We start from the raw sequence: 22821 nt of genomic DNA, 5'->3' as shown, positions 1-22821 counted from the left end.
TAAGAAAACGACACTATGAAAGCCTCTATTCTGACTAAGCTAGAAACGCTAGTAGAACGTTACGAAGAAGTTCAACATCTTCTTGGTGATCCTGATGTTATTGGAGATCAGGACAAATTCCGTGCTCTATCAAGAGAGTACTCTCAGCTAGAAGAAGTAACCAAGTGCTTCCAAGCTTATCAACAAGCGCAAGAAGATCTTGTCGCCGCTGAAGAGATGGCAAACGAAGACGACGAAGAAATGCGTGAAATGGCGCAAGAAGAAATCAAAGAAGCGAAAGCGACTATTGAGCGTCTTACTGATGAGCTACAGATTCTTCTTCTGCCAAAAGATCCGAACGATGATCGTAACTGTTTTCTAGAAATTCGCGCAGGTGCGGGTGGCGACGAAGCGGGTATTTTCGCGGGTGACTTATTCCGTATGTACAGCAAGTACGCAGAAAAGCGTGGCTGGCGCATCGAAGTGATGTCTTCAAACGAAGCTGAACACGGTGGTTACAAAGAGATGATCGCAAAAGTGAGCGGCGACGGTGCGTACGGCGTACTGAAGTTTGAGTCTGGCGGTCACCGTGTACAGCGTGTTCCTGCAACTGAATCCCAAGGCCGTGTGCATACTTCTGCATGTACCGTAGCGGTGATGGCGGAAATCCCAGAAGCGGATCTGCCAGAAATCAAAGCGGCAGACCTGAAAATCGATACGTTCCGTGCATCTGGCGCGGGTGGTCAGCACGTTAACACCACGGATTCTGCAATCCGTATTACCCACTTACCAACGGGTACGGTAGTAGAGTGTCAGGACGAGCGTTCACAGCACAAGAACAAAGCGAAAGCGATGGCGGTTCTTGCTGCTCGTATCGTTCAAGCGGAAGAAGAGCGTCGTGCTGCAGAAGTGTCTGATACACGTCGTAACCTTCTAGGTTCTGGTGACCGTAGTGACCGTATTCGTACCTACAACTACCCACAAGGTCGTGTGTCTGATCACCGCATCAACCTAACCATCTACCGTTTGAACGAAGTGATGGAAGGTGACCTGCAGAGCTTGATTGATCCTGTGATTCAAGAGCACCAAGCAGACCAACTTGCGGCGCTCGCAGAGAACGGCTAATCGATGAGCCAAGTTCAATCAATTGAGCAAGCACTGAAAAGTGCGACGGCGAAACTGGCAGAAGGCGGCAAAGAGTCGCCTTCTCTCGATGCAGCTGTACTCCTCTGCCATGTCCTTGGCAAACCACGAACTTATCTACTGACCTGGCCAGAAAAAGCATTAGAAGCAGAGCAACAAGCAAAATTCGACGCTCTACTTGAACGACGTTTAGCTGGTGAACCCGTCGCTTATATTATTGGTGAGCGAGAGTTTTGGTCTCTACCGTTCAAAGTTTCTCCCTCTACCTTGATCCCAAGACCGGATACAGAACGTTTGGTCGAAGTTGCACTCGATAAGACCTATGAGCAAACAGGACCTATTTTAGATCTTGGAACGGGGACGGGGGCAATTGCTATCGCACTCGCATCTGAAATGCCAACACGTCAAGTGATGGGCGTAGATCTCAAGCAAGAAGCGAAAGCACTTGCAGAGTACAATGCTGAGCAGCTAAACATCAAAAATGTGACCTTTGCTCAAGGCAGTTGGTTCGAGCCTATTGCAGAGGGTACGAAGTTTGCTTTAATTGTCTCCAATCCGCCGTATATTGATGAAAAAGATCCACATTTATCCCAAGGTGATGTGCGCTTTGAGCCAAAATCAGCATTAGTTGCTAAGGAGAATGGTTTAGCCGATATCCGCCATATCTCGGATCTTGCTCGTCAGTATCTTGAAGTGGGCGGTTGGCTGGCATTCGAACATGGTTATGATCAGGGTGATGCCGTACGTGAGATAATGCGTGGTTTTGGTTACCAACAAGTTGCCACGGAAAAAGATTACGGCGGTAACGATCGAGTAACGCTCGGTTGTTTTGCCTGTTAATCACGGAAGTCAGCAAACACTAACTAAAAAGAGAAGAAAAATGTACGTAGCTCTAAAACACATACACTTAGTGACGATTGCGCTCAGCGCGACACTATTATCGATCCGATTCGTGTTAATGATGATGAACTCACCGAAGCGAAATAATCGCTTTTTGAAAGTGTTTCCCCACATCGTTGATACTGCATTGCTAGTGTCAGGTATCGCGCTTATTTTCATTACTGGTTTCATCCCGTTTACTGATGCCGCACCGTGGTTAACAAACAAAATCACCTGCGTACTGGCGTACATTGCACTCGGTTTCTTCTCGTTGAAGCTTGCGAAAAACAACCTACTGAAGATATTTGGCTTTTTCGGCGCATTAGGTTGGTTGGTCATGGCTGCGAATATTGCTGTGTCTAAGAGCCCTACGTTATTTGGATAAGACGTCATGTTAGAGTTTTTTGACGAAGATTTTGACAATATACCGTTGGTGGAAGGTGCGCTTGAGCTAAACAAAGCGATCAACCCAGAAACCAAAGTACATTGGGCGAAACAAGAGTTAGAGCGTCTTTACAAAGATGCAGAAGCCACGCTTGTCCATGAAACCGATGAAGAGCAACGATTTGATGCATTCCTACGACTGTTTTTCCATGAGTGGGGATTCAAAGGCGACGAGCAGGAATACTTTATTTCGGACAACAGCTTTATCGATAAAGTGTTGGAGCGCCGAAAAGGTATTCCGGTTAGTTTAGGTTCGATTTTATTATATCTAGGCAAAAAGCTGGGTTTCCCGTTGAAGGGAGTCACTTTCCCTACTCAGTTTCTGCTAAAAGTCGATTGGATGCATAAAAAGCCAGACTACATTAACCCATTTAATGGTGAGTATGTGGGGGAAAGAATTCTCCAAGCTTGGCTTATTGGCCAAGAAGGACCGTTGGCTCAGTTAAAGCCAGAACACTTTGAAGAAGCTGACAATCCAACCATTATTGGTCGCTGGTTAGCGTTGATCAAAAGCGCGATGTTACGTGAAGAGCACTACACGCTGGCGTTGCGTTGTACGAACCTTGCGTTAACCTTTGTGCCAGATGACCCATACGAGATTCGTGATCGTGGTTTTATCTTCCAACAGCTAGAGTGCCCTCAAGTGGCGGTGTCAGATTTTCAGTACTTTATTGACCAATGCCCTGACGATCCGGCTTCTGAGCTACTAAAATCACAAGTTAATGTGATGAGTGAAACGCACGTCACACTTCACTAATTTTATCGATGTGCCGAACTGTGGCGTATCGTGGACAGAAAAAGAGAATCAAAATGGAACAGAAAATCGTTAATATCGGCGACATTCAGGTTGCTAACGACAAGCCATTCACCCTATTTGCAGGCATGAACGTTCTTGAGTCTCGTGATCTTGCGATGCAGATCTGTGAGCACTACGTAAAAGTAACGGAAAAACTTGGCATTCCTTACGTATTTAAGGCGTCGTTTGACAAAGCAAACCGCAGTTCTGTTCATTCATACCGTGGCCCAGGCCTTGAAGAAGGTATGAAAATCTTCCAAGAGCTAAAAGACACATTTGGTGTGAAGATCATCACTGACGTTCACACTGAAGCGCAAGCTCAACCTGTCGCTGACGTGGTAGACGTTATTCAGCTTCCTGCATTCCTAGCTCGTCAAACTGACCTTGTTGAAGCAATGGCAAAAACAGGTGCGGTTATCAACGTGAAGAAACCTCAATTTATGAGCCCAGGTCAAGTGGGTAACATCGTTGAGAAGTTCGCGGAATGCGGTAACGACAAGATCATCTTATGTGAGCGCGGCTCTTGCCACGGTTACGATAACCTAGTCGTAGACATGCTTGGCTTTGGTGTGATGAAAAATGCGTCGAAAGGCAGCCCAATCATCTTTGACGTAACGCACTCACTACAGATGCGTGATCCGTCAGGTGCGGCATCTGGCGGTCGTCGTGAGCAAACAGTTGAACTTGCGAAAGCGGGTCTAGCAACAGGCATTGCAGGTCTATTTATCGAGGCGCATCCAAACCCAGACCAAGCACGCTGTGATGGCCCATCTGCACTGCCGCTAGACAAGTTAGAACCGTTCCTAGCGCAAATGAAATCTCTTGATGATCTGATCAAGAGCTTTGCAGATATCGATATCAAGTAAACGCCAGATGACTGGTGATCAAATGCAATAGCCAACCTCGTGTTGGCTATTTTTTTATCAGATGGCGCATCATTCTCAGCTTCTTGCTGTAAAGGCTCTAGGCCGCTGGGAATGTGCATCAGTGACTCCCAATAAGAAAAAAGGTAAATAAATGAAGCAGCGTCTGATTATTAAAACTGCGTTGAGTGCCGCTATTTTGGCCTCGTTAGCTGGGTGTGCTACGCAACCTGCACCAGAATGGAATGCCGATACAACCTATAAATTGACCGTGCTACACACTAACGATCATCACGGTCGTTTTTGGCAAAATCGATACGGCGAGTACGGTATGGCGGCACGTAAAACGTTAATAGATGATTTGCGTGAAGAAATACAAGCAGAGGGGGGCAGTGTGTTACTGCTTTCTGGTGGTGATATCAACACTGGAGTGCCTGAGTCTGATTTACAAGATGCCGAGCCGGATTTTAAAGGCATGAGCAAAATTGGTTACGATGCGATGGCTCTGGGTAATCATGAGTTTGATAATCCATTGGACGTGCTATTCAAGCAGCAAGAGTGGGCAAACTTTCCGATGTTGTCTGCCAATATTTACGATAAAAGTACTGGCAAGCGTTTATTCCAACCATACGCGATGTTTAAAAAGCAGGGCATTAAAATTGCGGTCATTGGTCTTACAACCGAAGACACAGCGAAACTTGGCAACCCTGAATTCATTGAACAAATTGACTTCCGTGACCCAAAAGAAGAAGCCAAGAATCTAATTGCTGAGCTGAAAGAAACAGAGTACCCAGACCTTATTTTTGCTGTCACACATATGGGACACTATGAGAATGGCAATAGAGGCATCAATGCACCTGGTGATGTAGCGTTAGCTCGTTATTTGAATGAAGGTGATCTGGATATGATTGTCGGTGGTCACTCACAAGAGCCGGTTTGTATGGAAGGTCCAAACGTCATCAAAAAGAGCTTTAAACCGGGTGATGAATGTCAGCCTGATCAACAAAATGGTGCTTATATTGTTCAGGCACATGAGTGGGGGAAATATGTGGGACGCGCCGATTACGAGTTTCGTAATGGTGAACTCTCGATGGTGAGCTACGATCTGATCCCAGTAAACTTGAAAAAGAAAATTAAAGTTGATAGTCAGTCGCAACGAGTTTTGATCCAAGAAGAGATTGAACAAGACGAAGCGATGCTTGAGTTTCTTCGTCCTTATCAAGAAAAAGGTCAGGGCAAGCTAAACGTGAAGATTGCAGAATCTAACGGTAAGCTTGAGGGTGACCGCAGTGTGGTGCGTTACCAGCAAACAAACTTAGGTCGATTAATTGCAACGGCTCATATGGAACGTGCAAAAGCAGATTTCGCCGTAATGAATTCTGGCGGCGTTCGCGATTCGATTGCAGCAGGTGACATTACCTACAAAGATGTGCTGACTGTTCAGCCATTTGGCAATATGGTCTCTTACGTTGATATGACGGGCAAAGAAGTATTGGATTACCTAAATGTCGTTGCAACTAAGCCTGTCGACTCTGGAGCTTACGCGCAGTTTGCGGGTATTGCGATGAGTATCAATAATGGTGAGGTAACCAATGTGTTCATTGGTAATAAGCAACTTCGCTTAGATGGTAATTACCGATTTACCGTACCAAGCTATAATGCTGCTGGTGGTGATGGTTACCCTAAAATCGACGATCATCCAGGGTATGTAAATACAGGTTTTACCGATGCTGAGGTTTTGAAGGATTATTTAGAAACACACAGCCCTATTGATGTTAATGAGTATGCCCCTTCAGGTGAAATCACGTATTTAGTTGATACGGCGATTGATCAGTAACCCAACAGAGAAAAAGCGATTGACTCAAACTCGCTGATATCATTAACTAAAAGCGCAGATCCGATTCAATCTGCGCTTTTTGTTTTTATGAGGAGAATCTTGATGACTCCGGCCATTAATCTTGCGAAAAAGAAAAAAATTCCACACACGATTCATCAGTATGAGCACGACCCTAGAGCCGATAGTTATGGCTTAGAGGCTGCTGAAGTACTGGGGCAGGATCCGAAAACAGTATTTAAAACCTTGCTGTTCTGCTTGAACGGCGAGCCAAAGAACCTTGCGGTCGCGATTATCCCTGTTGATCAAAAGCTGAACCTAAAACTGGCAGCGAAAGCAGCGAAGGGCAAAAAGGCCGATATGGCTGATCCGGAAATCGCGCAAAAGATCACAGGTTATGTTGTTGGTGGGATTAGCCCACTGGGGCAGAAGAAAGCCTTACCTACTTTTTTGCACGAAAGCGCAGCAGAGCAAGACACAATCTGTGTAAGCGCAGGGAAGAGAGGATTAGAGATTGAACTCGCCCCGAGAGATTTGCTTGGATTAACTCGTGGTCAGTTTGCACCTCTTTGTTTGTAAACTCATGACAAATAAAAAGGACGCTCATGAGCGTCCTTTTTTGATCTTGCCTGTTAGTGAAGCGTTACTTCTTCAGACTCAATGTACCACCGGTGCGTTGAGCTGGTTTGCTTGGCTTCGCGGCATTTGGGTTCATGTAATGCTGCTTAGGCTTACTCGGTGATTGAGGCTTGTTTACTGAGTGCTTATTGCTCGATGCATCTGGTTTACGGTGCGATTTTCCATGCTCGCCTTGCGGTCTGCTACGTTCACCTTGTGGTTTCACTTTGTAATGTTCTTTAGCTGGACGTCCGCCTTCATCGTCACGCTGACGACGCTTTTGTTGACCTTTTTTCGAGTTTGGTGCATGACGGAATTCATCAGCATTGTTACCACGGAAAGTTCTTGTCTTCTGGTTACGACGAGCAGTAGAGTCTTGATTTTCTTCACGGCTATCAAACAGCTTCGCATCAGTCGCTTTACGAATATTACGACCTCTAGAGTCTGTTTTTGATGCCTCTTCTGTACCCACCGAACCATCGCACATAGCAAGAATCTCAGCGACTTCATCGTCAGTTAAGTAACGCCATTTTCCGTTCGGAATACCGTCAAGAGAGATATTCATGATTCGAACACGACGAAGCTTAAAGACTTCGTAACCTAGTGCTTCACACATACGACGGATTTGGCGGTTAAGTCCTTGAGTGAGCACAATACGGAAAGAGAACTTAGTCTCTTTCGTTACCTTACAAGGTAGAGTGACGGTATCGAGAATTTTAACGCCGCTCGACATCTGTTTGAGAAACTCACCTGTAATCGGTTTGTCCACGCGCACAACGTACTCTTTTTCGTGGCTGTTGCCAGCACGGAGGATTTTGTTAACGATGTCGCCATCGTTGGTCAAAAAAATCAGACCATCAGAGGGTTTATCCAAGCGGCCGATCGGAAAGATACGTTTTTTGTGACCGATAAAATCAACGATGTTTCCAGGTACATCTCGTTCTGTTGTACAGGTGATGCCTGTTGGTTTATTGAGAGCGATATAAATCGGCTTCTCTTTTGCTGCAACTGGCTTACCATCCACACAAACATCATCACCAGGTAGCACTTTTGTACCCATTTCAGGCTTGTTTCCATTAATGGTGACACGACCTTGTTCAATTAGTCTGTCTGCCTCACGGCGTGAACAAAAGCCAGTTTCACTGATGAATTTATTTAATCGTTTAGCGTTGTCTTGTGACATTTTTGTCTCCTAACGTTTCACAACGGCGAATGAAGTTTCCTTCCCGTGAAAGGGAAGGAAGAATAAGGGCGGGCATTCTAGCATTAGGGTGAAATTTAGCCCAACCGTTTTTGGTGACGTTCGCGAGTTTCTAATTTCTTTTCCGCACTTTTTCTAAGTAGAACGTAAACGGCTCCGGTTCCACCGTGAAAGCGTTGCGCACTATGCACGCACTGAACTTCCCTGATTTGTTGTAGCCAGCTGCTAACAAAGCTTTTCATTAGTGCTGGTGGATTTGAGCGTTCTCCTCGGCCGTGGACAATAACGACCGTTCGTATGTCCATTGATAGGCACTGTTTTAAAAACTTTACGACTTCATCACGAGCTTCTTTCAATGTTTTACGATGCAGATCTAGGCGTGCTTGGATTGGATATTTGCCAAGACGAAGCTTCCGGTAAACCCCGTCTTGTACGCCATCACGTTTAAACTCAACAAAGTCCTCTGGTTTCAGCATTTCTGCGTGATCAAGTGACAGGTATTCTGGGTCATCTTCTGTTAGCCAGATTGCCGCTTCTCTCTTGGCGAGCTGCGCTTCGGTTACTTGGTGTACTTTTTTGTGTTCGGCGGTGTCTTGAGTGATCGGCTTTACATCGCCCATCATCTGTTGGAACAGATCAAAATCGTCATCGTGAGACATAGTAGTAATCTCATTAAGAACAGGGAGGAATAATAGGATTATATCAATGAGTGGTGCATTGAGATCAAATAAAAAACCGGAGTAGGCAAGTAACCGACTCCGGTGCAAAGCGTTTCTAGAGCTAAGCGAGATCTAGTGAGGAGATTTGTCGTTCATGATCTTGTATATGAAGAAACCGCCGTAAAATAACATCAGACCAATTGCCCCAAAGATTACTATCATTGACGATAGACCCACCGCATTACCAAATAGGAGATCAAGCCAAAAGTCCATACGTTTCCTCCAAGATGTTCCCGACAGGCATAAAACTAAATGGCAGTGCCTTGTTGCACACTGATCTGGATCAATTATGTTGCTAAGGTTAATAAACTGTATTTTGTTGTGAGTTATCAGTCACATTTTACGTGCTAGTGTTCAGTTATTCATCAAACGAATTAAGACCTAAGGTTTTTTTGTAAAAAGCACTTGCGTCATAGTTCAGAATCCGTAATATACGCATTCGTTGACGGGGATAAGTCCTCAGTTAAACATCTCGGTGAATAGCGCAGTTTGGTAGCGCATCTGGTTTGGGACCAGAGGGTCGGGGGTTCGAATCCCTCTTCACCGACCATATTGAGAAAAAGGCTCTACAGAAATGTAGAGCCTTTTTCGTATTTGGTGATATTTATTTGGAGCCAGAGGGTCGGGGTCTGGAATGCCAGTCCAATCGAATCCCTACTTCACCGACCACTTTTAGAAAGCCTGCTCAATGAGCAGGCTTTCGTCGTTTTTAGCGCTAGTAATTTTAGACTTCAATAGTATCGAGCCAAATGGGTTCACCTGACGTTAGAATATGGCACTTCACCGACACGTATTGAGAGGAAGGCTCTACAGTAATGTAGGGCCTTTTCATTTTTTAGAGCGAGTAAATATATTACTTGATGTCACACGAGATAGTGCTGATAGGAGTTTCAGAAGTTGTGAAGCAAACATAAGCGGTCTTTGGATGGTTTGGACCAACTTTGATGTAACCTGCTTTTAGTTCGTCTTCATCAAACGTGACGGAGTGAGATTTGCTCGAACTTCCATCAAAGTAAACAGCTTCAAAGCCTTGATTCATCATATGTGCGACGCGATTTCGGGTATGGTTAGTGGAAAAAGTGATGTTCGCACAACGCATCATTGGTTTTTCGGTAATAAGAAACTGGCCACTCTCTTTATCTAGTACCCCGCCTTTTGCTTCCGGGGTTATATCAATAGCTTGAAAATTTTCTACGTTACATGACGGTTTAGCATAAGCAAGCGATGAAGTGAGCATCATACTGCTCACGCATAGGAATAAAGCTTTAAATTTCATATGAGTTATTATGTATCCACATAGGTTAGAGTCGTTTTAGCAGAAGAGTAAACCATTGTCAGTGATCGTGTTAGCGTGATGCCTTGCTATTCATCATTGATGAGGCTGGCTGCCTTCAAATAAATTTCTAAATATGGCACCTAGCTTGGCGGGTTTTACCGAGTGGTTTTATGTCAAAACCCCTTTTTTTAAGCAGCTCAATCAGATTATCTTTACCAACTAGATGCAAACTGCCGACAACAACGGTATAGCGACCCGAACGTTGAGGTAGGACACTGCCAGTATCAAGTTTTTTTGCCCAATCTCGATTGCGCTCATATAAGAAAGCCTGATTAAAATCTTCTGTTGCTTGATCGGTTAATGATGCCTCGACCAACATACTACCATCACCGCTCTTCCAGCTTTCTATCAAACACTGAACCAATTCTTCCCCACCGTCATATTCTTCAATTGACGAGAGGAGCATCTCTTTACCGCCTTCTGATTGACCTGCTATTAAATCAATTTGGAATTGCACGGACTCCAGTGGAATGACCGGGATTTGTTTTTTATCAGCGAGTCCTATTAAGTGCATGTCGACCCCTTTATCAGAGACATACCCCAGTTTGTTGACTAAAGCGAGTTGGATGGTTAATGCAGCCGTCCATGGTGGAGAATTCAAAAGTTGAGTTTCTGGCAACCCTAAATCTTGTGCTATCTCGACTAAGTGGCGACGTTGAGCCTTGCCTAAAACATCTTTAGAAAGAATGGTTGTTTGTGGGTAAACCAAGCCTTCAGAGTTTCTGACATCTGCTTCGATAATCAACCCAGCGCTTTGGCTTAAGTGCTGAGTAATAGTTTTAGGGAGTGGGTACATCGTTTTATCGCCCACATGCACAGAGCCAATGATCATCAGCTCGGTTTCCCCTTTTTTTGCTAACCAATGTTGCGGTTCTGCATAAGAGGAAAAGGGAGCAAAGGCAACAAGCAGGGATGATATGAGTGTCAAGAGACGAGACATAGAATGGTCCTCAGGTAAGATACCTTTAAACTTTATACGCAAAAATGCTTGAGGTTAAGTGCAATTTCTCTAGTGGGGATATTCGACAAAATCGTCATTTCTAAAAATATTGACGAGTTTTGACGATGAATAAATGAGAGTCACTTCACGAAAGATAAATAGGTCATTCGCTTACTAATGGTTCACAAAATAATTAGGCGTGATCCAAATCTTACAAAATCAGTCGTAACTCATGAATATTAGTGACCTAGATCGCAGCAAACTCGTCAAAACAAGTTGTTCGATTTTGACGTGGCTTGTAACTTCATGAAAGTTAAGTTTTTATGGTTTTTGCTGAGTATCATTTTTTGAACTAGATCACTTCCTATTTCTATTTATTTTACGCTTAGAAATAACTGGTTGTATGTTGAATGCAACTGTTAGGCCCCTCGCATTTGAGGAGCCGCGATTTTTATCATTGTCGTTTTGAACCACTGACTTTTTTGGGGAAGTAAGATGTTTAAACCTAGTCTGATTGCTGTTTCTGTTATCACCACATTAGCAGGTTGCTCTGCTCTGCAAAGCTCTGAGCAACAAGCTGTAAATTCACTGGCTAATAACCTTGATATTCAATACCAAGTGTTGACTAACCACGGTGCAAACGAAGGTCTTGCTTGTCAGGATTTAGGAGCTGAGTGGGCTTCTTGTAACAAGGTGAACATGACGCTAGTTAACCAAGGTGAAGCGGTTAACTCTAAAGATTGGGCTATCTACTTCCACAGCATTCGTCTGATTTTGGATGTAGATAATGATCAGTTCAAAATTTCTCGTGTAACGGGTGACCTACACAAACTGGAACCAACAGATAAGTTTGATGGCTTTGCGGCGGGCGAAGAAGTGGTACTTCCACTAATTGGCGAATATTGGCAGTTATTTGAAACCGACTTTATGCCGGGCGCTTTCGTGGCTGCACCAAACGCAGAACCTAAGATGATCGCTTCTCTTAACACAGAAGACGTTGCGTCTTTCGTGACTGGCCTTGAGGGTAACAACCTAAAACGTACACCAGACGACAACAATGTATTTGCAAACGCTGTGTCTCGTTTTGAGAAAAACGAAGACCTAGCAACACAAGACGTATCAACCACGTTACTACCAACACCGATGCACGTTGAAGCGGGTAAAGGCAAAGTAGATATCGCGGATGGTATTGCGCTGCCTAAAGACGCATTCGATGCGACTCAATTCGCAGCAATTCAAGATCGTGCAGAAGTGGTAGGTGTGGACGTTCGTGGTGATCTTCCTGTAAGCATCACTGTTGTTCCTGCAGACTTCACCGGTGAATTGGCAAAATCTGGTGCTTACGAGATGAGCATCAAAGGCGATGGTATTGCGATTAAAGCGTTTGACCAAGCAGGTGCTTTCTACGCAGTACAATCTATCTTTGGCCTGGTAGATAGCCAAAATGCTGATTCTCTACCACAACTGTCTATTCAAGATGCACCTCGCTTTGATTACCGTGGTGTGATGGTGGATGTAGCTCGTAACTTCCACTCTAAAGACGCAATTCTTGCAACGCTAGACCAAATGGCAGCGTACAAGATGAACAAACTTCACCTTCACCTAACCGATGATGAAGGCTGGCGTTTAGAAATCCCGGGCCTACCTGAGTTGACAGAGGTTGGCGCTAATCGTTGTTTCGATACACAAGAGAAAAGCTGCGTACTGCCTCAGCTTGGTTCCGGTCCAACGACAGACAACTTTGGCTCTGGCTACTTCAGTAAAACAGACTACGTGGAAATCTTGAAATACGCGAAAGCGCGTAACATTGAAGTCATTCCCGAAATCGATATGCCAGCACACGCGCGTGCAGCGGTAGTATCAATGGAAGCACGTTACGACCGCCTGATGGAAGAAGGTAAGGAAGCTGAAGCGAACGAATACCGCCTGATGGATCCTCAAGATGCTTCTAATGTCACTACGGTTCAGTTCTACGATAAGCAAAGCTTTATCAACCCGTGTATGGAATCTTCCACTCGCTTTGTAGATAAAGTGATTTCAGAAGTGGCAGCAATGCACGCTGAAGCTGGGGCACCGCTAACGACATGGCACTTTGGTGGTGACGAGGCGAAGAACATCAAGCTAGGTGCTGGTTTCCAAGACGTTAACGCAGAAGACAAAGTAAGCTGGAAAGGCACGATTGACCTGTCGAAACAAGACAAGCCATTCGCGCAATCTCCACAGTGTCAGGCGTTAATCGCAGAAGGCACAGTGAGTGATTTTGCTCACCTACCGAGTCATTTTGCGCAAGAAGTATCAAAATTAGTTGCTGAGAAAGGCATTCCAAACTTCCAAGCATGGCAAGATGGTTTGAAATACAGCGAAGGTGAGAAAGCATTCGCAACAGAAAATACGCGTGTTAACTTCTGGGACGTTCTTTACTGGGGGGGTACATCATCAGTGTACGAGTGGTCTGAGAAAGGTTACGACGTGATCGTTTCTAACCCAGACTACGTGTACATGGACATGCCATACGAAGTTGACCCGAAAGAGCGTGGTTACTACTGGGCAACACGTGCAACCGATACGCGTAAGATGTTTGGCTTTGCACCAGAGAACATGCCTCAGAACGCAGAAACCTCTGTAGACCGCGATGGCAACGGCTTTACTGGTAAAGGTGAAATCGAAGCGAAACCTTTCTACGGTCTATCAGCACAGCTTTGGTCTGAGACAGTACGTAACGATGAGCAATACGAGTACATGGTATTCCCTCGCGTACTCGCAGCCGCTGAGCGTGCATGGCACCGCGCAGTTTGGGAGAACGACTACAAAGTCGGTGTTGAGTACTCGCAAAACTCTAACCTAATTGATAAAGCATCGCTAAACCAAGACTACAACCGCTTTGCGAACGTGCTTGGCCAACGTGAACTGGCTAAGCTAGAAAAATCTGGTATCGACTACCGCCTTCCAATTCCTGGTGCGAAAGTAGAAAACGGCAAGCTAGCTATGAACGTTCAGTTCCCTGGCGTTGAACTGCAATACTCATTAGACGGTCAAAACTGGCTGACTTACGCAGACAATGCTCGTCCAAGTGTGAAAGGAGAAGTGTTTATCCGCTCTGTATCGGCGACAGGGGAAAGAGCAAGCCGCGTAACTAGCGTGAAATAACCTTAATCTTCTCAGCTAAATTTAAGCAAACCCTCAATGTCATGTTGAGGGTTTCTTTATTTTTAGAGGAAATTAAGCGTGACCAATGTCTAATTATTTTTCATTGATAAATAAGTTTTAGCTTGTAATGGTCAGGGTTATTGTGAACTGGATCGACTTAATCTGCTAAATATCAATAAATTACCTGTTTATGATCACACTTCTATTTTTTGAATCATTATAGAAAAATACGGTAAGTGCCTGTATTTACCATACTTTTATCAGGGTTGTTGAGCGTCGGTTTGAACAAGATCACTTTTTAAAATGTTTTATTTTCCATCGCGAATTAATTGGAACAATATTGCGATCGCCAAGGAGGCACATTCCAAAGTTTGCGATAAAGGGAAGAGAAGCCCTTTAAAACCGTCGCATAACGTGAATAAATAAAGGCAGTAATTATGAAAAACATTTTTGCACTGAGTGCTCTTTCTCTCGCTTTCGCTTCTAGCGCTTTTGCTGGTTCTTCTTACGTAACGGGTAACGTTCAATTCCACGATGATGGTCGAATCCATGGTTCGGACGTTACGTCTACACTGGAAGCTGGTCATACTTTTGATAACCAATTCGGCGGCTTTACGGTTTACACCGAATTTGATGGTATTCAGTTGGGTAAACTGGAAACAGAAAACGGTGGCGCGGGTAACACAACACCAGCAATCACTGTGGGTGGTGAGCAGTCATTTAACATTACCGATCATTTATGGGTTGCAGCGGGTTACCAACACTTGTTCTCTGCTGGCGAGAACGTACAGTACCGTCCATTGGTTAAGATCGGTTACAACTTCGATAACGGTATCTCGCTAAGTAACCGTACTCGTGCGCATATTGATGCGACAGACGCAGATGCGGATACAGACTACCGCATGGATAACCGTATTGGTTACGTGATGAATGAAGATGTGACGCTAAGCTACAACAACGTCTACATGATTGAAGCGGAAACGATGGACCACGAACTTCGCGCAACGTGGACACGTAAAGGTGTTCAGCCTTACTTTGAGTTCCGTAGCCAAGCACACGGTGCAGAAAACGCAAGTGGTGATAGCCTAGTTAACAATGCGTTTGTATTTGGTGCCTCTTACGGCTTCTAATCTTATATTTGTCCATTAAGAAAAAGCCCAGCAATTGATTTGCTGGGCTTTCTTGTTATTTGTCGTTGCCTTCGTGGTGGCTATATTCGAACACTTGGCCTTTTTCGTTAAAGGCGTAAACAGTGTAGCTGTCTTTTTTATCGCCATACTCCATACCAGGGGAACCCATTGGCATGCCCGGTACCGAGAGCCCTTTTGCGTTACGTGGTGGATTTTCTAAGAATGCTTTAATGTCTTCGGCTGGAATGTGACCTTCGAACACATAGCCGTTGATTTCTGCTGTGTGGCAAGAGTAAAGCTGTTCGTTCTTGATGCCTAGATCGCGTTTTATGGCGTTCATGTCATCGTGCAATTTCTCTTCGACCGTAAATCCGTTCTCTTCCATGTGTTTTGTCCATTCACCACAGCAGCCGCAGTATGGCGATTTGTGGTTAATGACATCAGCTGCCAATACGTTGGCGGATGCGGTCGCAAGCATTGCAAAGGTCAATAATTTCAACTTCATAATAGCCTCAAATATAAGTGGTTATTTTACTGAAAAAAGTCGTAGTCGATTTGCATTACTAACGACAGTAATAGATGACAGCGCCATTGCCGCACCTGCGACAACTGGGCTGAGCAAAAATCCAAATGCAGGATAAAGTACGCCTGCGGCAACAGGGATCCCCAGTGAGTTATAAACGAAGGCACCAAATAGGTTTTGCTTCATGTTTTTAAGTGTAGCGCGCGACAGTTCAATCGCATGTACCACCGCCATTGGTGACGTGTTAAGGATGGTCATTTGCGAACTTTCAATGGCGACATCACTGCCGCTACCCATTGCAATACCAAGGTTGGCTAACGCGAGAGCAGGGGCGTCGTTAATGCCATCCCCCACCATTGCCACGACATGGCCTTGGGATTGAAGTTGCTCAATGTGCTGAGCTTTCTCATCTGGCATTACTTGAGCGATTACTTCATCAATACCAAGTTCTTGACCGATAGCGTTGGCTACGTGTTGGTTGTCACCCGTCAGCATTACCGTTTTGATGCCTTGCGATTTTAATGCAGAGAGCGCTTGTTTTGCATCTGATTTGATTGGGTCAGCAATGGCGATCAGGCCGACTAACTCACCATCGAGCGCAACGGCAACCGGAGTCCATGCATTCTGAGCGCATTCGTCAATTGCATCCTGAAGTGCCTCTGTTGCAACGTTTTCCGCTTGCATAAATTGAAGCGAGCCAATAAGCAGCGGTTTACCTTGATACGTTGCCAAAATGCCGCGCCCACGAACGTTTTCAAATTTATCGAGAGTCACTTCTTGCGTGTTGTGCTGATTAGCAAAGTCGCATACCGCTTTTGCTAGTGGGTGCTCTGACTGACGCTCGGCAGCGTACGCTAACCCCAACAGCTCTTCTTGGCTGGTGGTGTGAGTAAACACTTGCTGCACACTCGGTTTACCTTGGGTAAGCGTGCCTGTTTTATCGAACACAACCGTATCTATTTTACTCGCTAGCTGCAGGGCATCAGCATCTTTGATCAAAATGCCGAGTTCTGCGGCTTTACCCACACCCACCGTGACAGAAAGTGGGGTTGCTAAGCCTAGAGCACAAGGGCAGGCGATGATAAGTACGGTTGTGGTGACCACCAGCATATAGCTCGCTTTTGGCTCTGGGCCAACGGCAAACCAAACAAGCGCGGCCAGTATTGCTATGCCTACAACGACAGGGACAAACACCGATGAAATCTGATCTGCCAATTTAGCGATGGCGGGCTTGCTGCTCTGAGCGCTGCGCACCATACGAATAATACGTGCGAGCATCGTATTTGCGCCGATTCCGGTAGCCTCTATAGTGAGAGAGCCGTCGGTATTCAATGTCCCTGCGGATACATGTGCCTCTTGTGCTTTTAATACAGGAACGGGTTCACCAGTTAGCATGGACTCATCGATATACGATTCACCATTGATTACCGTACCGTCGACGGGCACTTTCTCTCCCGGCTTGATACGTAACTTCATTCCTAGAGTGATTTCTTCTACCGCGATTTGTTTATCACCTTTCTCAGTGATGACGGTCGCTTGTTGAGGCTGTAAGTTCACCAAAGCCTGAAGCGAGCGAGTTGTGTTTGCTTTCGCTTTGGCTTCTATATAGTGACCAAGTGAAATCAAACCAATGATCATCGCGCTGGCTTCGAAGTAAACATGACGAGATGCCATTGGGAACCAATCTGGGAAAATCACCACAAGCATAGAATAGAACCACGCTGCGCCAGTACCGAGCGCAACTAAGGTATCCATCGTGGCGCGCTTGTGAGTGGCTGCTAACCAAGCGTTACTAAAGAACTGTTTTCCGGCAGTGGCAAGCAGCAGTAAACACACAATACCGATCGCGCCCCAAACCAATTGGTCATTGGTGTTGCGAATCATCATGTTGCCACCAGCAACACCCCAAATCATCAAAGGGGCACCCACAACAAGGCCAGCAATTGCATCCAACTTAAAACGTTTTTGCTGTTGACGTTGTTGCTGCGCTTGCTTTTCTTGCTGTGTCGCGGCGTCTTGTAAAACCTCGCCTTGGTAACCCGCTTGTTTGACAGATTGCAAAATAGATTGATGTAACGAATCTGAGTCTTCAGTCACAAACACCAGTGCGCTTTGTTCTGCGAGGTTTACCTGAGCTTTTTCAACCCCTTGTACATTAGTAAGGGCTTTTTCTACTGATGCGACACAGCTTGCACAGGTCATACCTTGAATCAACATCTGTAGTTGAGCCGTGCCTGCTGGTTGCTCGTCAGGCGTTGCTTGGTCGCCTTTTTCGCTTTGATGTGTCTGGCTTTGGCGTTGATCGGGAGTGATTGCCTTTTGCTCTTCAGCAACTGAGTTATCAGTAACAGCGTTATTGTTGGCCGTATAGCCCAAGCTAGCAACTAGCTCAATGACTTGTTGCTCGGAGAGTAGGGTACGAATCTCTAAGTGCGTTGTTGAAGCCTCGAAAGAAATAACGTCTTGATGAGAGTCTAATAAAGACGAGAGTTTTTTCACGCAGCCGCCGCAGCTTAAGCCTGAAAGGTTTAACTCGTACTGATTTCCTGCTTGGTAACCAAGAGATTCAATTGATGAGACAAGCTCTTTGAGAGAGGACTCGGTTTTGACCTCGACTTGCGTTGGGGACAAAGTGAGGATCTCTACATCATGATTCGCATGTAAAGCCTTCTCAACTTTTCTCGCACAGCCCATGCAGTTGAGCCCTGATAAAGGTATGACAAACTGATACATAATCTGCACCTCAATAATAGTGATACATTGAGCTTAAACCTTCCTGCAAGGGTAAGGTCAATACCCATTTTTTGTTCTCAACAATTTCGTCAAAATCGCTTGAATCACAAAAGTTCACTGCCATTTTACTTGCGAGTGATCTCAAGGTTTTTTCTCTCTGAATATAAAGTTCCGTTAAAACACCTAAAAGATGAATGAAGTCGCTCACGCTTTTAAGATGCTCTCAATGTCAGTTCAGTGTCAAGAAGTGCTTTTAACGTTTTTAACTTTTTATATTTGAACTTAATTATTTGATTGTTAAGTATTTATATTGTTTTTGATCTTCTCATTTTGAAGTCGCTCAGATTGCTGTAGGGAAAGTTTTTTAGTGCGAAAAAAGTTTGTCATATTTGCCCCGTCCAAACATTGTTTCAAGTTCCTGCCATGTCCTAGTTAGCGAATTTGAAAATGGAAAAAACTAAAAAATATAGGGGTTAAAAATGTCTTACCTAAAGAAAAGCCTACTTGCTACGGCAATCACAGGCATGATGTTCAGTGGTGCTGCATTTGCTGATGGTGCAAACAGTGACGCAGCAAAAGAGTTCCTAACCAAAGATTCATTCTCTTATGAAGTTTACGGGATCATCGCGATGCAGGCCGCGTACCGCGATTACGATTCTGGCAACAAAGCAACGGACGATGATCTAGGTGGCATGCAGCTAAACAACGAATCTCGCATCGGTTTCCGTGGTAAAAAACAATTTGCTAACTTCGGCCCTACTTTTATTTGGCAAATCGAAGGTGGTTACGTTGACCCTAGCTTTGGCGGCGAGGGTGCAGGTCTTGGTGAACGTGACACATTCGTCGGTTTTGAAAGTGCATCTTGGGGTCAAGTTCGTTTAGGTCGTGTATTAACACCGATGTACGAATTAGTTGACTGGCCTGCATCTAACCCAGGTCTCGGTGACGTTTACGACTGGGGTGGTGCAATCGGTGGTGCTAAGTATCAAGACCGCCAATCAAACACCATTCGTTGGGACTCGCCAATGTATGCGGACAAATTCTCTCTAGATATCGCGGCAGGTGCAGGTGACAAAGCGGGTCTGGGTGAAGGTGATGACTACTGGGGTGGTATCGCAGCGCACTACAAAATTGGTCCAATTCAGTTAGATGCCGCATACGAGGGTAACCGTAACATTAAGATGGAAGGCCAAACGTGGGAAAACAACACATACTTGGTGGGTGCTCAAGGCTGGTTTGATAACGGTATTTCTTTCTTCGCGCAATACAAATACATGGAAGCTGACGCAAGCAACGGCGTGAGTGAGAAGCAAGACGCAATGTCTGCCGCTATCATGTACACCACAGGTGATTGGCAATACAAACTGGCTTACGCAGCGAACTTCGATCTAGAGCGTGACGGTAAGACCATTAACGATACAGCAGACGATGTACTATCTGCACAAGTTATGTACTTCGTAGACCCATCGGCAGTGCTTTACGTACGTGCTCGTACTCTAGACTTTGGCGACGGTGCATATCAACTGGATAAACCAACAGAAGCGCGTTGGAAATCTGCGGACTACGATGAGTTCTCTGTGGGTGTTGAATACTACTTCTAATAAAGAAGCAGCTAAAAGGGCGGAAACGCCCTTTTTGTCTTGATACTGATTCAAATAAGCCTTTGGAATGACAGGCCTGTAAGTTTCAGAGGCTTATCTAAATTGGTATAAAGTGAGAAACCACGATGAAAAAAACAACGACACTTCTCGGACTTTGCGCAATGCTTTCTGCGCCTGCTTTTGCTGCTCAACTGACTCTGCAAGCTGAACTGGTTCCTCGCGTTCTCAACGGTGAGTTCGTGTACCCTGAGTGGATTTCCAAAAATAACAGCATCGAGCTGAAGGACGGGGAAAATCAGTTGGCGGTGACGGTTGGACAAATTGTCTTTGAAGATGGCAAGCGCCGTAAGTTCGATTCGCAGCCACTGGTATTAGAGTTTGAAGCAGAAAAAGACGCCGAACTATCGCTGACTTACAAAGCGTTCCGTACCATCGAAGAAGCGAAAGCTTTTGAACTCGATCCAAAAGTGTTATTGAAAGACAAACACGGAAAAGAAGTGGTATTTTCTATGGTTCAACTTCGTAAAGGTGGTTTGCAAGGTTTTCGTGATTACGAGCGAGAAGTGGCTGACTATAACAATGCAATGAACAAAGAATCGACCAAGGCAAGCATTGCGTCTTCTCCGGCGGAAACCAAAACAATCAAAGCATCGTTTAATGAGTTAAGCCGTGAAGAGCAGCAAGAATTTATGCAATGGGCGATGCGTAACCTGAAGTAATTTCGTTCTGCACTTTAACAGTAAATAGGAGGGCAGTACCTTTATTGGTGCTGCCCTGTTTGTATTTCTGGTGTCAAACCGATTGTAGAATTGACTTACGGTGGTAAAATGTCGCCACTTTTATCCTTGACATTACAACGAGAGATCTCTCGTTGCTCATTACCCCTAAGGAACTCAAATGACGGTTAAAACTCGTTTTGCTCCTAGCCCAACTGGCTATCTACACGTTGGTGGTGCGCGTACTGCACTTTACTCTTGGCTATACGCTAAAAACCAAGGTGGTGAATTCGTTCTACGTATCGAAGATACAGACCTTGAGCGTAACTCTCAGGAAGCGGTTGATGCAATTCTTGAAGGCATGGAATGGCTAGGCTTGGAGTGGGATGAAGGTCCTTACTACCAAACTCAACGTTTTGACCGTTACAACGAAATGGTTGATAAGCTGTTGGCAGAAGGCAAAGCTTACAAATGTTACGCGTCTAAAGAGCTGCTAGATGAAATCCGTGCAGAGCAAGAAGCAAACAAAGAAATGCCTCGTTACGATGCGAACCATCCAAAAATCAAAGCGGCAAACGAAGCGGCAAAAGACGGCGACCCATGTGTTATCCGTTTCCGTAACCCAAAAGAGGGCAGCGTAGTATTTGATGACCAAATTCGTGGCCGTATCGAAATCCGCAACGATCAAATGGATGACCTAATCATTCGTCGTACTGACGGTTCACCTACTTACAACTTCTGTGTAGTAGTGGATGACTGGGACATGGGTATCACTCACGTTGTTCGTGGTGAAGACCACATCAACAATACGCCTCGTCAAATCAACATCTACGAAGCACTAGGTGCGCCAGTACCAACGTTTGCGCACTGTGCAATGATCTTAGGTGATGACGGTGCGAAACTGTCTAAGCGTCATGGTGCAGTATCAGTCATGCAATACCGCGATATGGGTTACTTGCCTGCAGCACTAAACAACTACCTAGTGCGCCTAGGTTGGTCTCATGGCGACCAAGAAATCTTCTCTCAAGAAGAGATGATCAACCTATTCAGCCTAAACGCAGTATCTAAGTCAGCGTCTGCCTTCAACACGGACAAACTGCAATGGTTGAACAACCATTACATCAAAAATTCAGATCCTGCGTACGTTGCAGAGCACCTACAATGGCACCTAGATCAACAAAAACTAGACGTAACGAATGGTCCTGCTATCACTGACGTGATCAAGCTAGTGGGTGAGCGTTGCAACACGCTAGTTGAGCTAGCTGAGCAAATCCGTTACTTCTACGAAGATTTCTCTGAGTTTGAAGCGGGCGCAGCGAAGAAACACTTACGCGGTGTGGCTAAAGAGCCTCTAGAGCTTGCTCTAGCGAAAGCTGAAGCACTGACCGAGTGGACAACAGCAAACATCAAAGATGGCGTTATCGCTGCAGTCTGTGAAGAGCTAGAAATCGGCATGGGCAAAATCGGTATGCCATTACGTGTTGCTGTAACAGGCGGCGGTCAGTCTCCTTCTGTAGATGCAGTAATGGAACTGGTTGGCAAAGAGCGTTGTGTTGCTCGTATTAAGATGGCGCTTGAGTTCATTGCTGAGCGTGAAGCAAACGCATAATTGCTTTGAACTAAACGTTCTTTTGAATAAATAGTCATAAAGCCGCGGTAAACACCCGCGGCTTTTTTGTATCTGAACCTTAGATAATGAGAAACCTTCTCATATGTCGGTGAAGGATGTGGGATTTAGGACCGTAATTCACCTAGGTATGGATAAGATTTTTTAATCCAAATATCTTTATCATGAATAAAAAGCGAACGGTTATATATCAAATATATGTCTGATTTTTATCCATGATCCTTAAAGTTCCCTTTTTTTTGTCTCATTTTTAAGAAAAAACTTTGCTTAAGTTGTAGTATTCCAGAAAACAAAGCAAACGTTTGCTTCGTGATTGTATGGGGATTTTTTTGCTTAAGATCACATGTTGTTGAGATTTTTGATGACAATAAATTGACAGAATTGGGATTTTTCTCGCGATTTCTTAGCGTTATAGTTCACCCCGTCAGTGATACCGAGATGGCGATATGTATCACTGAACAGGAAATGTACGTAAGTAGCTTCCATAAAAAAAATGCATGTGCATAAAAAGAAGCTGACTAAGTATCTCACTCAAGGAATGAATAAAAAGAATTGAAATACAACGTCAGTCAGACGGCGCATTTCGGCATCT

19 protein-coding genes and 1 tRNA gene are annotated in these 22821 nt (G+C 44.9%); 13 read left to right on the top strand and 7 right to left on the bottom strand.

The window, feature by feature from the left end:
- The first annotated feature begins 15 nt into the window (after positions 1-15).
- The 7 genes from prfA (at position 16) to ybaK (ending at position 6517) form a co-directional block, all read left to right on the top strand.
- Positions 16-1104 (top strand): peptide chain release factor 1, encoded by a 1089-nt coding sequence (gene prfA / locus L3V30_RS06655; RefSeq protein WP_006743330.1) that lies wholly within the window; start codon positions 16-18, stop codon positions 1102-1104.
- Positions 1105-1107: 3 nt separating this feature from the next.
- On the top strand, positions 1108-1962 hold the full coding sequence (gene prmC / locus L3V30_RS06650) for a peptide chain release factor N(5)-glutamine methyltransferase (RefSeq protein WP_046874291.1): 855 nt from the start codon (positions 1108-1110) through the stop codon (positions 1960-1962).
- A gap of 40 nt (positions 1963-2002) precedes the next feature.
- Positions 2003-2386, top strand: coding sequence for a SirB2 family protein (locus L3V30_RS06645; protein WP_005382225.1), 384 nt, complete (start codon positions 2003-2005; stop codon positions 2384-2386).
- Between the two features lie 6 nt (positions 2387-2392).
- Entirely contained in the window at positions 2393-3202 is an 810-nt protein-coding gene (locus tag L3V30_RS06640) for a SirB1 family protein (protein ID WP_005384098.1), read from the top strand.
- 53 nt (positions 3203-3255) lie between these two features.
- Positions 3256-4107 carry a 3-deoxy-8-phosphooctulonate synthase gene (kdsA, locus tag L3V30_RS06635; RefSeq protein WP_005384095.1) on the top strand — a complete coding sequence of 284 codons (852 nt, stop codon included), beginning with the start codon at positions 3256-3258 and terminating at the stop codon, positions 4105-4107.
- A 151-nt stretch (positions 4108-4258) separates the two neighbouring features.
- Positions 4259-5941, top strand: a complete 1683-nt coding sequence (gene ushA / locus L3V30_RS06630; RefSeq protein WP_237308556.1) for a bifunctional UDP-sugar hydrolase/5'-nucleotidase UshA — start codon at positions 4259-4261, stop codon at positions 5939-5941.
- 102 nt (positions 5942-6043) lie between these two features.
- Positions 6044-6517: a Cys-tRNA(Pro) deacylase gene (gene ybaK / locus L3V30_RS06625; protein WP_237308555.1), complete on the top strand. Its 474-nt coding sequence runs from the start codon at positions 6044-6046 to the stop codon at positions 6515-6517.
- Between the two features lie 64 nt (positions 6518-6581).
- On the opposite strand, the gene rluF is transcribed toward ybaK, so the two are convergent.
- From rluF to L3V30_RS06610, 3 genes are all read right to left on the bottom strand, one after another.
- Positions 6582-7739: a 23S rRNA pseudouridine(2604) synthase RluF gene (rluF, locus tag L3V30_RS06620; protein WP_237308554.1), complete on the bottom strand. Its 1158-nt coding sequence runs from the start codon at positions 7737-7739 to the stop codon at positions 6582-6584.
- Between the two features lie 95 nt (positions 7740-7834).
- Positions 7835-8416 carry a DNA endonuclease SmrA gene (smrA, locus tag L3V30_RS06615; protein WP_005393162.1) on the bottom strand — a complete coding sequence of 194 codons (582 nt, stop codon included), beginning with the start codon at positions 8414-8416 and terminating at the stop codon, positions 7835-7837.
- A gap of 132 nt (positions 8417-8548) precedes the next feature.
- Positions 8549-8689 carry a DUF3149 domain-containing protein gene (locus tag L3V30_RS06610; protein ID WP_005382236.1) on the bottom strand — a complete coding sequence of 47 codons (141 nt, stop codon included), beginning with the start codon at positions 8687-8689 and terminating at the stop codon, positions 8549-8551.
- 260 nt (positions 8690-8949) lie between these two features.
- Between L3V30_RS06610 and L3V30_RS06605 the strand changes: the two genes are divergently transcribed.
- A tRNA-Pro gene (locus L3V30_RS06605) sits at positions 8950-9026 on the top strand.
- 303 nt (positions 9027-9329) lie between these two features.
- On the opposite strand, the gene L3V30_RS06600 is transcribed toward L3V30_RS06605, so the two are convergent.
- Both L3V30_RS06600 and L3V30_RS06595 read right to left on the bottom strand, forming a co-directional pair.
- The gene (locus L3V30_RS06600) at positions 9330-9752 is read right to left on the bottom strand and encodes a hypothetical protein (protein ID WP_048626110.1); all 423 of its coding nucleotides are present in this window, start codon (positions 9750-9752) and stop codon (positions 9330-9332) included.
- Positions 9753-9879: 127 nt separating this feature from the next.
- Positions 9880-10752 (bottom strand): TraB/GumN family protein, encoded by an 873-nt coding sequence (locus L3V30_RS06595; RefSeq protein ID WP_150916428.1) that lies wholly within the window; start codon positions 10750-10752, stop codon positions 9880-9882.
- A 495-nt stretch (positions 10753-11247) separates the two neighbouring features.
- Here L3V30_RS06595 and L3V30_RS06590 point away from each other — a divergent pair, with 495 nt between their 5' ends.
- Both L3V30_RS06590 and L3V30_RS06585 read left to right on the top strand, forming a co-directional pair.
- On the top strand, positions 11248-13899 hold the full coding sequence (locus tag L3V30_RS06590) for a beta-N-acetylhexosaminidase (RefSeq protein WP_237308553.1): 2652 nt from the start codon (positions 11248-11250) through the stop codon (positions 13897-13899).
- Between the two features lie 437 nt (positions 13900-14336).
- Entirely contained in the window at positions 14337-15029 is a 693-nt protein-coding gene (locus L3V30_RS06585; protein WP_005382004.1) for an oligogalacturonate-specific porin KdgM family protein, read from the top strand.
- A 55-nt stretch (positions 15030-15084) separates the two neighbouring features.
- Here L3V30_RS06585 and L3V30_RS06580 read toward each other — a convergent pair whose 3' ends face one another.
- The gene (locus tag L3V30_RS06580) at positions 15085-15534 is read right to left on the bottom strand and encodes a DUF411 domain-containing protein (protein ID WP_012842060.1); all 450 of its coding nucleotides are present in this window, start codon (positions 15532-15534) and stop codon (positions 15085-15087) included.
- Positions 15535-15555: 21 nt separating this feature from the next.
- Positions 15556-18285 (bottom strand): heavy metal translocating P-type ATPase, encoded by a 2730-nt coding sequence (locus L3V30_RS06575; protein WP_237308552.1) that lies wholly within the window; start codon positions 18283-18285, stop codon positions 15556-15558.
- 479 nt (positions 18286-18764) lie between these two features.
- Here L3V30_RS06575 and chiP point away from each other — a divergent pair, with 479 nt between their 5' ends.
- From chiP to gltX, 3 genes are all read left to right on the top strand, one after another.
- The gene (gene chiP / locus L3V30_RS06570; protein ID WP_006743034.1) at positions 18765-19886 is read left to right on the top strand and encodes a chitoporin; all 1122 of its coding nucleotides are present in this window, start codon (positions 18765-18767) and stop codon (positions 19884-19886) included.
- Between the two features lie 125 nt (positions 19887-20011).
- Entirely contained in the window at positions 20012-20605 is a 594-nt protein-coding gene (locus L3V30_RS06565; RefSeq protein WP_237308551.1) for a DUF2057 domain-containing protein, read from the top strand.
- Between the two features lie 178 nt (positions 20606-20783).
- Positions 20784-22211, top strand: a complete 1428-nt coding sequence (gene gltX / locus L3V30_RS06560; protein ID WP_005393148.1) for a glutamate--tRNA ligase — start codon at positions 20784-20786, stop codon at positions 22209-22211.
- Positions 22212-22821: the final 610 nt, after the last annotated feature.

This window comes from Vibrio sp. A1-1 (genome assembly GCF_021728175.1).
Classification (GTDB): Bacteria; Pseudomonadota; Gammaproteobacteria; order Enterobacterales; family Vibrionaceae; genus Vibrio; species Vibrio diabolicus.
Note: the sequence above shows the minus strand (reverse complement) of the source record. Positions and strands in the feature narration are given on the sequence as shown.